This window comes from Nitrincola tibetensis, assembly GCF_003284585.1.
Lineage (GTDB): Bacteria > Pseudomonadota > Gammaproteobacteria > Pseudomonadales > Balneatricaceae > Nitrincola > Nitrincola tibetensis.
This window is the reverse complement of sequence record NZ_QKRX01000007.1, coordinates 94330-107752: the sequence shown is the minus strand read 5'-3', so window position 1 is coordinate 107752 and position 13423 is coordinate 94330. Positions and strand designations below refer to the sequence as shown.

The window sequence follows — 13423 nt, the reverse complement described above, 5'->3', positions numbered from 1 at the left end:
TTGAACAAAGCCGTATAGTTTTGTTTTTTCTATCGGCTTTCTTAATCATGGATATTTTCTCAATTTCGGTTGCAGAGCGTATTTTTCAAACCATATTTCCGCTACTTGCAATTGTGTCTGTTGGCTATTTTTATGCTCGTAAACGGCCAACAGATATGGCCGTTGCAAACAAAATCAATATTGATATCTTTACACCGGCTCTAATTTTTTCTGTCATGTCAGCTGAGAGCTTTGATCTGCAGAATTACTATCCTCTTGCTTTGGCGGCAGGATTAATTGTGATCCTTTCAGGTATTTTGATTTGGCCCTTATGTCGAATCATTGGGGTACAGCCTAAAACCTTTTTACCGCCCATGATGTTTACTAACAGTGGTAATCTAGGCATTCCACTCATCGTACTGGCATTCGGTGAGGCCGCCTTACCTGCAGCCGTCGTCTTATTTCTTGTCGAAAACCTGCTACATTTTACGCTTGGGCTTTATATTCTCGATAACAAAACGCGGTTACGTAATCTTCTTAAAATGCCGATGATTATTGCCACAATTGCGGGTATTTTTTGGAGTTACAGTCACTTTACCCTGCCCTCTGCGTTACAAACCTTTATTGACATGCTCGGGCAAATCGCGATCCCTCTCATGCTATTTGCTTTAGGCGTACGCATGACAAGCATCGATTTTACGCATTGGAAAATTGGATTATGGGGAGCAATACTCGCTCCAGCCTCTGGCTTAATTTTGGCTTTGCTGCTGCAACCCTTCTTTCAGCTTGAAGCCACCCATTTTGGCTATTTGTTGATTTTCGCAGCGCTTCCTCCCGCCGTATTAAACTACATGGTCTCCGAGCGCTACAATCAAGAGCCTCACTTGGTTGCCGCCATCGTATTAATTGGCAACATAGGAAGCCTGCTCTTTATACCCATTGTTTTGGCATTCGTACTTTGAAAAAGGCACGGTAAACACCGTGCCCAAACTCACACGCTCTACTCTTGACTACCTTCGTCAGTAACCGTCAAAATTGCACGATTTCTTTCCAAGGTTGCAGGACCAATACCGCTAACTTCTGTCAACTCTTCAACAGAAACAAAGGGTCCCTTTGCATCTCGGTACTCCACAATCAATTCAGCACGAGCCACACCTATACCCTGCAAGGCATTTGCCAGTTCAGATGCGGATGCGGTGTTTAAATTGATTTTTTCAGATGCAAAAGACAAAGAAGCAAAGAGAGAAGTTGCAAGTAATGCACAGGATAGCAGACGAAATTTTTTCATGTTTATGTCCTTATAAATTAAATATCGGCAACCCTTACCGACTGGCTCAATATAATAAATATGCATTTCATTGTCTAGCCGAAATGCATATTCTCTGATGATTTTATTAACTAAGTATCAAACAATAAGGCTTTCCTGAATCAGGCGACAAGTGGCTTGAGGATCCGCCGAGCGCGTTATTGGACGACCTATGACTAAATAATCACTACCGGATTGAACGGCCTCAAGCGGAGTCATTACTCGTTTTTGATCGCCTATTTCAACACTGGCAGGACGGATTCCGGGCGTCACCAAGGCAAAATTCGGTGATATGCATTGCCTCAGCATTTTTGCCTCTTGTGCTGAGCATACCACCCCATCAAGACCTGATGCTTCTGTCAAAAGCGCTAATCGCTTAACCTGCTCCAAGGGAGATATATTCAAGCCAATTTCGGCTAAATCAGACTGTTCTAAACTCGTTAGAACAGTTACGGCAATAAGCAGGGTTTGCTGCTGATTGACTTGTGTTAAGGCATTTTTAGCAGCTTCCATCATCCGTCGACCACCCGATGCGTGGACATTTACCATCCACACCCCCATTTCAGCCGCCGCTTTAACCGCCATTGCCGTTGTATTAGGAATGTCATGAAACTTCAAATCTAAAAAAACGTCAAACCCCTTTGCCTGAAGCGCTTCAACAATGCTCGGTCCTGTCAGAGTAAATAGCTCTTTACCCACTTTAACTCGACAATCATCAGGATTCAGTGAAGAAGCCATTGCTAGCGCATCTGAAGCATTGTGATAATCTAAAGCAACAATAATTTGTTTAGCGTCTTTTTGCATAAAGCCTACCTATGACATCGGAAGATCTGCAATAAAAAAGGCAGTGCTCGATACACTGCCGATAGAAACATACCATAAGGGTCAAACCAGATCTTTGACACCTGATGTTTTTAACTTATCAAGTTCAGACTTAGCCGATTGAATATTTCTCTTCAAAAAGTGTATTTTTGCTTTCAGTGAAAAAATAATAAACGAACTAAGCAATACACCCAGAACACCGCCTATCACAAACGCACCTAACAACCAAAGTGAAAGGCTTGCTTGAGGCAAGGTGAGGAAAATCAAATCTATCGTGACAGGTGTTGTATTGTGTATTGCAAAGAGAATACCAACCAGTAACACACATAACAGCACGAGGAATAATATGATTCGTTTAATTAAGCGCACGCGCTACCCTCCCATAGGTTAGAGTCTAAATACTCGCATTCAGGCTATCGTTGACCTGATCGCGCATTTCTTTACCTGGCTTAAAGTGAGGAACATATTTCGCATCCAACGAAACCGATTCCCCTGTTTTTGGGTTGCGACCAATTCGCGGAGCACGGTAGTGAAGCGAGAAACTGCCAAAACCTCGAATCTCTATTCGATCACCGCTAGCAAGCGCTTCTGTCATGTGATCAAGCATCGTTTTGACGGCAAGCTCAACATCTTTAACAGAAAGCTGTGGGTGCTGATCTATCAGGCGCTCAATAAGCTCTGATTTAGTCATGTTATTCCTCCACTTAAGTTAATGCCGGGTTAAACCTAACCCGGCAACTATGACACCCCGGTCCGCAGGTGGTTATTTAGTGTTTTTCTTCATTTGCGCTTTGATCAAATCGCCAATTGTTGTTGGGCCAGCCGCTTCAGGAACTACTTGCTCCTGAACAGATTTAATCGCCTGTTTTTCTTCCTGATCCGAAAGCTGCTTCACAGATAAGTTTAAGGTACGATTACGACGATCAACACTAATAATTGATGCTTCAACCTCTGTTCCTACTGGATAGAGGGCTTGCAAGTTATCAACGCGATCTTTTGAGATTTCTGACACTTTCAGAATTCCCTCAACACCCTCTGCAAGACCTACAAGTGCTTGACGATCATCAACAGAAACAACCGCACCTTTCACAACCGTTCCTTTAGGATGACTTTCGGCATACTCCGCAAACGGATCTGAATCGACTTGCTTAATACCGAGTGCAATACGTTCACGCTCAGGATCAACAGATAAAACAACAGTCTCGACCTGCTGTCCTTTGCTGAAGCGCTTAACTGCCTCTTCACCCGGCTCATCCCAAGATAAGTCTGACATATGAACAAGGCCGTCGATATTACCTTCTAGTCCAACAAATATTCCAAAGTCTGTAATAGACTTGATTTGGCCGGATAGACGATCACCTTTATTGAAAGTCGATGCAAATTGCTGCCATGGATTCTCAGAGCATTGCTTCATACCTAACGAGATACGTCGACGTTGCTGATCAATATCCAGTAGCATAACGTCAATAACATCACCCACTTGGACAACTTTAGATGGATGGATGTTGCGATTAGTCCAATCCATTTCAGATACGTGTACCAAACCTTCAACACCTTGATCCAGTTCAGCAAAACAGCCGTAATCCGTTAAGTTAGTGACTTTTGCTTTAAGCTTGTCACCAACTTTATGATTGCCGATCAACTGCTCCCAAGGGTCCGCTTGCAGTTGCTTAAGACCTAAAGAAACGCGGCTACGCTCTTTATCAAACTTAAGCACTTTAACATCTAACTCTTGACCTACGCTGAGCAACTCACTCGGATGCTTAACGCGTTTCCAAGCCATATCGGTAATGTGAAGCAGACCATCAATACCACCCAACTCAATGAAAGCACCGTAGTCAGTGAGGTTTTTAACCACGCCTTTAACGACAATTCCTTCTTCCATTTTTTCAAGCAGTTTTTGGCGCTCTTCACTGTAGGACTCTTCCAATACAGCACGACGTGAAACCACTATGTTATTGGTGGGTGCATCAAGCTTTACCAATTTAAACTCGAGTTCCTGGCCTTCAAGGTGCGCCGTGTCTCTGAGTGGACGCACATCGACCAAAGAACCCGGTAGGAACGCATTAATACCGTTAATATCAACAGTTAAGCCACCGCGCACTTTACCTATAATGTAACCCGTAACGGTTTCTTGTTCAGTAAAGGCTTTTTCCAACACTTGCCAGGACTCTGCACGCTTAGCTTTCTCTCTTGATAAGAGCGTCGTACCAAAACCATCCTCTAGGGCCTCTAGGGCAACCTTAACTACATCACCCACTTTTATGCCAAGCTGTCCTTTCTCATCACGGAACTGCTCAACTGGGATGACACCCTCTGATTTTAATCCTGCGTTGACGATGACAAAGTCATTTTCAATCGCCACCACTGTGCCAGAAACAATCGAACCTGGCGCCATTTCCAGCTCTTTGAGGCTCTCTTCAAATAGCTGTGCAAAACTTTCAGTCATTACCGTGCATCCTCAGAATAGTACTGCCTAACGCAGCCCTTTATGTTTCGCTTCATCCAGCACCACCTCTAACACCTCCTCAATTGTCATTTTGGTGGTGTCCAGAATCACCGCATTCGGCGCCGGTTTTAAAGGTGCGACCGTGCGATTCATGTCACGATCGTCCCGCGATTTAATATCAATTAATATATCTTCAAGGCTAGCACTCAGTCCCTTGCTAATCAACTGGTTATAGCGTCGGCTTGCACGTTCTTCTGCACTTGCATCAAGATATATTTTCAAACAGGCTTCTGGGAAGACAACTGTGCCCATATCACGCCCATCTGCGATCAACCCTGGAAGCTGCGCAAAGTCTCGCTGCCTTTGCAATAAAGCCTGTCTAACAGGCCCCAATGCCGCGACAACAGAGGCGTCTGCCCCTACGTTTTCTGTGCGAATAGTTTGTGTAACCTCTTCGCCTTCAAGAATAATTTTCAACTCGCCATCGGCACTTTCAGACAAAAATTGCACATCCAGATGCGCAGCCATGACTTGCAGGGACTCGACATCATCTAAAGAAACACCATGATGACGCGCAGCAACCGCCGTTAAGCGATACAAAGCACCGCTGTCTAACAATGACCAACCCAGTGCATTGGCTAACAAGCGACAGATCGTTCCCTTCCCTGAACCGCTTGGGCCATCAACTGTTATGACTGGAGGTAATAGTGAGGACATTAGTCCGACTCCTTATGTATGCTAATACCGGCACGCCTTAATTGTTCAACCAATGCAGGATAGGCTGTGAGCAGTGCCGCTGAATGTTTGATCCTTAATGCCTGTTGCGCTCTTGTTGAAGCCACGATCATTGCAAATGCAACAATGGGCGGTAAAGCTTCTGAAATCTCGCCACCGAGCAATAATGATGGTTTCAACAACAGATGTGATCCGCTTAGCTCAATCTGAGCACCTTGCTCTAGCAAAACCGCTACAGTACTCGCAATCAGGGCACTTTCCTTGGCTGACAAAGACGCAGGCAGATGAATAAGGGTTTGGCCGTCTGCGAATAATGCCAAGACCATTAGAAAAGGTAATTCATAGACCACGCAGGCCACATCGTCTGCAGAGAACTCTTGTCCTTTTAACTGAGCATAGGTAACCCATATGTCAGCAACAGGTTCAAACCCCGTATCTTTGTGCAAGGTAACCTGAATATTTGCTCCCATTTTTGACAAAAGGGGTAAAAGCTTTGTTCGATGTGGATTCACACCGATATCGGTCAATATTAATGAGGACTCAGGCACAAGCGTTGCGGCTGCAATCAACATCAACGCCGTCGAGAAATCACCTGGAACACGTATTTTAGTCGCCGTTAATGTCCCAGCGCAGTCGATTGTCGTCCTAACCTCACCCGCCTCTTCACTTTCACACAAAAAATAGCCAAAGCTTTTTAGCATACGCTCGGTATGATCTCGACAGAAACGATTCGTTTTTAAGCAGGTCTGCCCCTGCGCATAAAGACCAGCTAACAACAAACTGGACTTTACCTGCGCACTCGCATGGGTGAGCTCAATTTCTGAGCCTTTCAGGATTGAAGGCGATATTCTAAAAGGTGGGCCGCCTTGTTCATTACTGTCAATCTTGGCACCCATTTTCCTGAGGGGTTCCAAGGTCGATAGCAAACTTTTCTGACTCAAGGCCTCATCACCAAAGACCTCTGTCGAAAAGGATTGAGCAACCAATAGCCCAGTGAGGAGTTGCAATGACGTTTCAGACTTACCTAGGTACAAAGGTCCCTTTGGTGGTTGCAAGCCATGCAAGCCAACACCATAAATGCGAACACTGCCTTGATGAGGCCCCTCAATAACAACGCCCATTTCACGAAAGGCTTTAATGGTCATTAAGCTATCTTCACCTTCGAAAAAACCTTCGATGTCAGTGACGCCCTCCGATAGAGCACCAATAATGATCGCCCGGTGTGAAATTGAGCGGTCACTGTGTACTGCCACCCGCCCCGATAAAGGACTATCTGGCTCAATACGCAAATCTATATCCTGCGTATTTGCTGAGTAAGCAGAGCCCGCGAGCAGGGTTGAAAAATGCTCTCTGGCCACTTTAGCGCGACTAAAAATGCCCAGCATTGCCTGACTATCGCCCGCAGCAATCGCTGATCTTAAGCGCGCCACACCTGATGTAAACTGATCAATTTGCTTAAGAATCGCATCACGATTGGCCTGACAGATATCATGCCACATTACCGGATCACTCGCTGCAATCCGTGTAAAGTCACGAAAACCACCAGCGGCATAACGAAAGATATCGCGATTCTCTTCTTCATGCGCCAAGGTGTCGACCAATGAAAAAGCCAATACATGCGGTAAATGACTCGTCGCAGCTAACACTTGATCATGCCGGTACGGGTCCATCTGCAGCACTTCCGCTCCGACCGACTGCCACAAACGAGCAATCTCTAGCGTTGCCTTAGGATCGGATTCAGGAAGTGGTGTCAAAATCACCTTATGGCGCTCAAACAAATCCGCATCGGCTGCGACCACACCACTTTTTTCAGCACCGGCTATTGGATGCCCCGGAACGAATCCCGGGGGAATCTTTTGAAACACCTGACGAACGGCTTGCACTAGGTGACCCTTAGTGCTCCCCACATCGGTCAACAGAGTTGTCGGCCTTAGAAAAGGTTGAATATCCTTTAAGACCACCTCCATCGCCTTGACTGGCACCGCTAACACAATCACATCCGCTTGTTGAACTGCGCTGGCTAAATCTTGCACGGCTTCATCAATCACCCCTAAGCGTATGCCTAAATCGCACTCCTGAGGATGACGATCATAGGCAGCAACATGCTGCACCACTTTTCGTGATTTTAAAGCCTTAGCAAATGAACCTCCGATAAGGCCTAAACCAATAATAAGAAGTCGATGTGTCGTATAGGTTAACACTGAATAACCTTTTTTAGCGCAAGTAGGAAGCGTGTATTTTCTGACTCTGTACCAATCGTCACTCTTAAATGATTGGGTAAATTATACACCCCTAGCGGTCGCACAATAACGCCTTCATGCAACAGTTTTTGATAAATCGGCAAGGCCTCTTCACCCATATCAATCGTAATAAAGTTGGCTTTAGACGGTATATAACCCAGCCCCATTTGCTGAATGCCTTTTGTTAACTGCTGCATTCCCTGAGCATTTAAAGCCACTGTATGGGCTAAATAGTCAGTATCATTCAGACAAGCAACAGCAGCAGCCATCGCAAAACTATTCACATTAAAGGGTTGGCGAACACGATTCAATAAATCTGTTATGGCCGGATTTGACACGGAAAATCCAACACGTAGTGCCGCCAACCCATAGGCTTTGGAGAAAGTACGGGTGACGATTAAGTTAGGGTAGCGTTTAACCAACGCCAATCCATTTGGCATTGCAGCGTCCATCGCATACTCGCTATAGGCTTCATCCAGCACAACAAGTATATTCGCAGGTAGACTATCCAAAAATGCACATAACTCGTCGTTCGTAATCACAGTGCCTGTCGGATTATTTGGATTGGCTATAAAAATAAGACGCGTCTTTTCTGAAATTGCCTCTGAAATCGCTTGAAGGTTATGCCCAAAGTCTTTAGCTGGCGCAACAACACTTTTAGCGCCCACAGCTTGCACCACTAACGGATATACAACAAATGCAAATTCTGAATACACAGCTTCGCATGCAGGATTTAAAAAGGTGCGAGTAATCAACTCCAGCAAATCATTTGAACCATTACCAAGCGTAATTTGAGCCAGATCTAAATCGAAACTCTGACAAATTGCTTGTTTAAGCTGATGACCATTACTGTCAGGGTAGCGAGTTAACTCTGCTATTTCTTGCTGAATGGCGGCAATGGCCTTGGGTGATGGCCCTAATGGATTTTCATTACTTGCCAATTTGATAATATTAGAAATTCCCAACTCTCGTTCTAACTCTTCAATCGGCTTACCCGCTTGATAGGGTTTGAGCTGCTGAACTCCGCTATTGGCTAATGCCACATAATCACACGACATCTGTTCACCTCTAGGTTCTACCTTAAAGAACCGCTTGTGGGTATGAGCCCAATATTTTAAGTATCACAGGGGTAGACTGCAGTTCTAAAAGGACTTCGGCCACAGTCTCATCGTCTCTATGCCCTTCAAAGTCCATATAAAACAATGATGCAGGACGCGCACCTATATTTGAGCGCGTTTCTAACCGGGTAAGGCTAATACCACGCTTTCGAAAAGGCTCCAACAAGCTATAAAGAGCTCCTGGGCGATCGTCTTCTGAGCGAATCAAGATTGAGGTTTTATCACATCCACTGGGTGCAACTTGTTGACGACCTAAAACGAGAAAACGCGTATCGAGCGTCGATGACAATGTCCCTCCTCCGAGTTGCAACTCAACCTCACCACAAATAAATACATCGTATTGCCCCAAGAGGTCCAGTGTATGACTCACTAAACCTTCTTGTGGAGACTCAATCGGCAATACTGCATAATGACAACTGGCGTCCATAACCGCTTTAAACACTTGCTCTAAACTTGCAAATGCAACACTCTGAGCCGATAAACCAAAGTGTTTACGTACCGCTTGCTCAGTGTAGTTATTCTCCGGCCCCATAAAAGCAACTTTGACAGGCTGCTCTAGCGCCAAACACGATGACATAATTTCTCGAAATAGCCTTGCCATTTCGTGATCAGGAAGGGGCCCTGTATTGCGTTCCATCACACGCCTAAGCACCTGAGCTTCACGTTCAGGGCGATAGAAAACAGGAGACGCTGACTGACCATATCGCTGTTTAACGTCTGCGACCTTACCTGCACATTCAGCGCGCTGATTAATCAAGCGCTGAATATTCAAGTCAATATCGTCTATCTGATCTCGCAGTACACGCAGTGCTTGCTCTTGCTCGTTAAGCGTATTTGGTTTTGTCATCGGTTACACCTGTTGACCGCTCATGCGTTTTCTTTTTCAAATTGAACCATAAACTCAATCAGTGCATCCACTGCTGCTTCAGGGACTGCATTATACAAACTTGCTCTCATACCACCGACTGAGCGATGCCCTTGCAAGTTCACCAAGCCTGCCGCTTCCGCTTGGCTTAGAAAAGCGTTTTCAAGTCGCGCATCTGCAAGCGTAAATGGAACATTCATGATTGAACGATTTCGAATCGCCACAGGGTTTCCATAAAAATCACTTTGATCAATAGCGGCATAAAGCTTTGCCGCTTTTCGCAGGTTAATTGCGGCAAGGGTTTCAACTCCACCTTTAGCTTTCAACCATTTAAAGACTAACCCCGCAAGATACCAAGCAAAGGTCGGTGGCGTATTGTGCATAGACCCTGCCTCGGCATGCACTTTATAGTCGTACATCGATGGCGTTGCTGCTAAAGGATTCCCTAAGAGATTGTCTCGCACAATCACAACCGTTAAGCCAGCAGGACCAATATTTTTTTGTGCGCCCGCATAAATCAATCCAAACTGGTTGACATCAATCGGCTGAGACAGAATATCAGATGACATATCAACCACTAAAGGTACGTCACCCGTTTGGGGAACATAATCAAACTGAACACCACCAATTGTTTCATTACTTGTATAGTGAACATAAGCAGCATTCGGGTTTAAAACCAGGTCTTCTTGAGTAGGGGCACTGCAAAACTTATCTGACTCAGTCGTTGCAACAATGTTAACGTCACAATAACGAGACGCCTCAGCAATCGCTTTTTTAGACCAGATACCCGTATTAATGTAATCCGCTGCTGAATGCCCTCTCAAGAGATTCATCGGCAGCATGGCAAACTGGCTCGTTGCTCCACCTTGCAAAAATAAGACTTTGTAATTCGTTGGAATTTGCATCAGATCACGCAGGTCTTGTTCAGCCTGCTCAGCCACTGACACGAACTCGTCACTACGATGACTCATTTCCATGATTGACAAGCCTTTTCTCTGCCAATCCGACATTTCTTCCTGAGCTTGTTTGAGCACTTCATCAGGCAGCGCAGCGGGTCCTGCACTGAAATTATACTTGCGCGTCATGACTCATTTCCGGTCTATAAATTCAAGGCAGCGAACGGCTGCCTTGAAAGGGTTAAAGTAAGCCTATTACTCTACATCTTGATCATCTGAAACATCTTGATCATCGGACACATCGGACACATCGGACACATCGGACACATCGGACACATCGGACACATCGGACACATCGGAATCAGTATGGACGTCATCATCCGAAACAGTGGCAAGTGTATCAGAATCCGTTTGCACATCCTCTGGCTCTTCTATCCGAGCAATACCCACGAGTTTTTCTTCGTCAGATAAACGTATTAACATAACACCTTGTGTATTGCGTCCTAGCACCGAAATTTCATCTGTGCGAGTACGTACCAGTGTTCCTTTATCACTGATTAGCATGATGCCATCACCAGCAAACACTTGAACAGCGCCTGCTAAAGCTCCGTTACGCTCCGTACATTGCATCGCGATAACACCCTGACCGCCGCGTCCACGCAGTGGGAAATCCTCAACAGCCGTTTGCTTACCGTAGCCTTTTTCCGAAGCCGTAAGGATATTCCCCCCTTCTTGCGGGATTATAAGAGAGATAACCCTTGTATCGTCATGCATTTTTACGCCACGAACGCCACGTGCAGTTCGACCCATTGGACGAACATCTTGCTCATTAAAACGAACCGCTTTACCTGCACTCGTTACCAGCATGACATCGTCATTGCCATTGGTAATCGACGCTCCGATTAAGCGATCACCATCAACCGTATCCAGAGCAATTAATCCAGTGCTTCTTGGACGCGCAAAACTTTGCAGAGGCGTTTTCTTAACTGTGCCCATCGCTGTTGCCATGAAAATGAATCGATTTTCATCAAATTCTTTCACAGGCAAAATGGTTGTAATGCACTCATCTTCCTCTAATGGAAGAATGTTAATAATCGGTCGACCACGAGATGCACGACTTGCCGGTGGAATTTCATACACTTTGAGCCAGTACACCTTGCCTCGAGTAGTGAAACACAACACAGTATCGTGTGTATTAGCAATTAGAAGATGCTCTATGAAATCCTCATCCTTCATCGCAGTTGCCGATTTACCCTTACCACCACGACGCTGAGATTGATAATCTGTGATAGGCTGAGTTTTCGCATAACCGTTATGAGACACAGTCAAGACCATGTCTTCTTCCGTAATCAAATCAGCATGCGTCAAATCCTGTTGAGATGCCATGATTTCGGTACGACGTGGATCCGAGTACTCACTTTCGATGGCTTCAAGTTCTTCTCGAATAATCTCCATCAACCGCTCACGAGAACCCAAAATATGTAGAAGTTCGGTGATTTTATCAACTAAACCTTGATATTCAGCGATTAGCTTTTCGTGTTCTAAGCCAGTTAAACGATGCAGACGCAGATCAAGAATGGCTTGAGCCTGAACGGGCGATAAATAATATTGCCCATCACGCATGCCAAACTCAGGCGCTAAGTCATCAGGGCGGCAGGCATTTTCACCAGCACGCTCTAACATATCGAGAACGTTACCCGGCAACCATGGCATGGCAATCAGTCGTTCACGTGCTTCGGCTGGAGACGGAGACTGTTTGATCAGTTGAATAACGGGGTCAATATTGGCAAGTGCGATTGCCAAACCTTCTAAGACATGCGCACGCTCACGTGCTTTTCGCAATTCGTAAACGCAACGACGTGTCACCACTTCACGGCGATGAAGAATGAAACATTCAAGAATTGACTTTAAATCCAGCGTTCTCGGCTGGCCATCGACCAGAGCAACCATGTTAATCCCAAACACACTTTGTAACTGCGTTTGAGTAAACAGATTATTGATAATAACTTCTGCGATTTCACCACGACGCAATTCGATGGCGATACGCATTCCATCTTTATCAGACTCGTCGCGAAGCTCGCTAATGCCTTCAATTTTTTTCTCTTTCACCAACTCAGCAATTTTTTCAATCGTCCGAGCTTTATTCAGCTGATACGGTATCTCCGTAATAACCAGCATGGGACGACCATTACGAGGATTGTCTTCAACATGGTGACGTGCCCGGACATAAATTCGTCCGCGGCCAGTACGATAGGCTTGCAAGATACCCGCGCGCCCATTGATGATGCCGCCCGTCGGGAAGTCAGGACCTGGAATATATTCCATTAGCTCATCGACGGTTAGCTCAGGATTATCAATCAACGCCAAACAGGCTTTAACCACTTCCGACAAGTTATGGGGAGGAATATTCGTTGCCATCCCCACGGCAATACCTGACGAGCCATTCACTAAGAGATTAGGTACTCGTGTTGGCAAAACAGCAGGGATACGCTCCGTGCCATCGTAGTTGTCCACAAAGTCGACGGTTTCTTTATCAAGATCCGCTAAGAGTTCATGCGATATCTTAGCCATTCGAATTTCGGTATAACGCATTGCCGCCGCGCTATCACCATCAACGGATCCAAAGTTACCTTGTCCATCAACCAGCGTTGCTCGCATCGAAAAGGTTTGCGCCATACGAACAATGGTATCGTAGACAGCACTGTCCCCATGTGGATGGTATTTACCTATGACGTCACCCACCACACGGGCTGATTTTTTATAAGGTTTATTCCAATCATTGCCCAGCTCGTTCATCGCAAACAATACACGACGATGAACAGGCTTTAAGCCATCTCGTACATCAGGTAGGGCACGCCCTACGATCACGCTCATGGCATAGTCGAGATAAGACTGCTTGAGCTCATCTTCGATATTGACTGGCAGGACTTCTTTAGCTAGATCACCCATTCGCTCAGTGTTCCTTGATTCGGTATGCTTACACACCGTAATTACGGTAATTCATCAACGCGGT

12 protein-coding genes are annotated in these 13423 nt (G+C 45.5%); 1 reads left to right on the top strand and 11 read right to left on the bottom strand.

Annotation, left to right across the window (positions count from 1 at the left end; translation table 11 throughout):
- Window positions 1-47: 47 nt before the first annotated feature.
- Window positions 48-941, top strand: a complete 894-nt coding sequence (locus tag DN062_RS10850) for an AEC family transporter (RefSeq protein ID WP_112159351.1) — start codon at window positions 48-50, stop codon at window positions 939-941.
- Window positions 942-979: 38 nt separating this feature from the next.
- Here the strand turns inward: DN062_RS10850 and DN062_RS10845 are convergent, their stop codons facing one another.
- The 11 genes from DN062_RS10845 to gyrA form a co-directional block, all read right to left on the bottom strand.
- Entirely contained in the window at window positions 980-1267 is a 288-nt protein-coding gene (locus DN062_RS10845; RefSeq protein WP_112159350.1) for a ComEA family DNA-binding protein, read from the bottom strand.
- A gap of 117 nt (window positions 1268-1384) precedes the next feature.
- Window positions 1385-2089 carry an orotidine-5'-phosphate decarboxylase gene (pyrF, locus tag DN062_RS10840; RefSeq protein ID WP_112159349.1) on the bottom strand — a complete coding sequence of 235 codons (705 nt, stop codon included), beginning with the start codon at window positions 2087-2089 and terminating at the stop codon, window positions 1385-1387.
- Window positions 2090-2170: 81 nt separating this feature from the next.
- Window positions 2171-2476, bottom strand: coding sequence for a LapA family protein (locus DN062_RS10835; RefSeq protein ID WP_239995770.1), 306 nt, complete (start codon window positions 2474-2476; stop codon window positions 2171-2173).
- Between the two features lie 25 nt (window positions 2477-2501).
- Window positions 2502-2798, bottom strand: coding sequence for an integration host factor subunit beta (gene ihfB, locus DN062_RS10830; protein WP_112159348.1), 297 nt, complete (start codon window positions 2796-2798; stop codon window positions 2502-2504).
- 72 nt (window positions 2799-2870) lie between these two features.
- Complete coding sequence (gene rpsA / locus DN062_RS10825) at window positions 2871-4556, bottom strand: 30S ribosomal protein S1 (RefSeq protein ID WP_112159347.1); 1686 nt, start codon at window positions 4554-4556, stop codon at window positions 2871-2873.
- Window positions 4557-4583: 27 nt separating this feature from the next.
- A complete protein-coding gene (cmk, locus tag DN062_RS10820; RefSeq protein ID WP_112159346.1) occupies window positions 4584-5273 on the bottom strand; it encodes a (d)CMP kinase in 690 nt (229 codons plus the stop codon).
- A complete protein-coding gene (locus DN062_RS10815) occupies window positions 5273-7492 on the bottom strand; it encodes a prephenate dehydrogenase/arogenate dehydrogenase family protein (RefSeq protein WP_112159345.1) in 2220 nt (739 codons plus the stop codon). Before DN062_RS10815 ends, cmk begins: the two co-directional genes overlap by 1 nt.
- Window positions 7486-8589: a histidinol-phosphate transaminase gene (gene hisC, locus DN062_RS10810; RefSeq protein ID WP_112159344.1), complete on the bottom strand. Its 1104-nt coding sequence runs from the start codon at window positions 8587-8589 to the stop codon at window positions 7486-7488. The genes DN062_RS10815 and hisC overlap by 7 nt, the downstream gene beginning before the upstream one ends.
- 22 nt (window positions 8590-8611) lie before the next feature.
- A complete protein-coding gene (pheA, locus tag DN062_RS10805; RefSeq protein WP_112159343.1) occupies window positions 8612-9496 on the bottom strand; it encodes a chorismate mutase in 885 nt (294 codons plus the stop codon).
- Between the two features lie 20 nt (window positions 9497-9516).
- Window positions 9517-10599 carry a 3-phosphoserine/phosphohydroxythreonine transaminase gene (serC, locus tag DN062_RS10800; protein WP_112159342.1) on the bottom strand — a complete coding sequence of 361 codons (1083 nt, stop codon included), beginning with the start codon at window positions 10597-10599 and terminating at the stop codon, window positions 9517-9519.
- Window positions 10600-10665: 66 nt separating this feature from the next.
- Window positions 10666-13359 carry a DNA gyrase subunit A gene (gyrA, locus tag DN062_RS10795; protein WP_112159341.1) on the bottom strand — a complete coding sequence of 898 codons (2694 nt, stop codon included), beginning with the start codon at window positions 13357-13359 and terminating at the stop codon, window positions 10666-10668.
- Window positions 13360-13423 lie beyond the last annotated feature (64 nt).

Coding starts and splice junctions, on each gene's coding strand:
- hisC (WP_112159344.1), bottom strand. CDS start 8,589: ATGTCGTGTGATTATGTGGCATTAGCCAATAGCGGAGTTCAGCAGCTC.
- pheA (WP_112159343.1), bottom strand. CDS start 9,496: ATGACAAAACCAAATACGCTTAACGAGCAAGAGCAAGCACTGCGTGTA.
- cmk (WP_112159346.1), bottom strand. CDS start 5,273: ATGTCCTCACTATTACCTCCAGTCATAACAGTTGATGGCCCAAGCGGT.
- ihfB (WP_112159348.1), bottom strand. CDS start 2,798: ATGACTAAATCAGAGCTTATTGAGCGCCTGATAGATCAGCACCCACAG.
- DN062_RS10850 (WP_112159351.1), top strand. CDS start 48: ATGGATATTTTCTCAATTTCGGTTGCAGAGCGTATTTTTCAAACCATA.
- DN062_RS10845 (WP_112159350.1), bottom strand. CDS start 1,267: ATGAAAAAATTTCGTCTGCTATCCTGTGCATTACTTGCAACTTCTCTC.
- pyrF (WP_112159349.1), bottom strand. CDS start 2,089: ATGCAAAAAGACGCTAAACAAATTATTGTTGCTTTAGATTATCACAAT.
- rpsA (WP_112159347.1), bottom strand. CDS start 4,556: ATGACTGAAAGTTTTGCACAGCTATTTGAAGAGAGCCTCAAAGAGCTG.
- serC (WP_112159342.1), bottom strand. CDS start 10,599: ATGACGCGCAAGTATAATTTCAGTGCAGGACCCGCTGCGCTGCCTGAT.
- gyrA (WP_112159341.1), bottom strand. CDS start 13,359: ATGGGTGATCTAGCTAAAGAAGTCCTGCCAGTCAATATCGAAGATGAG.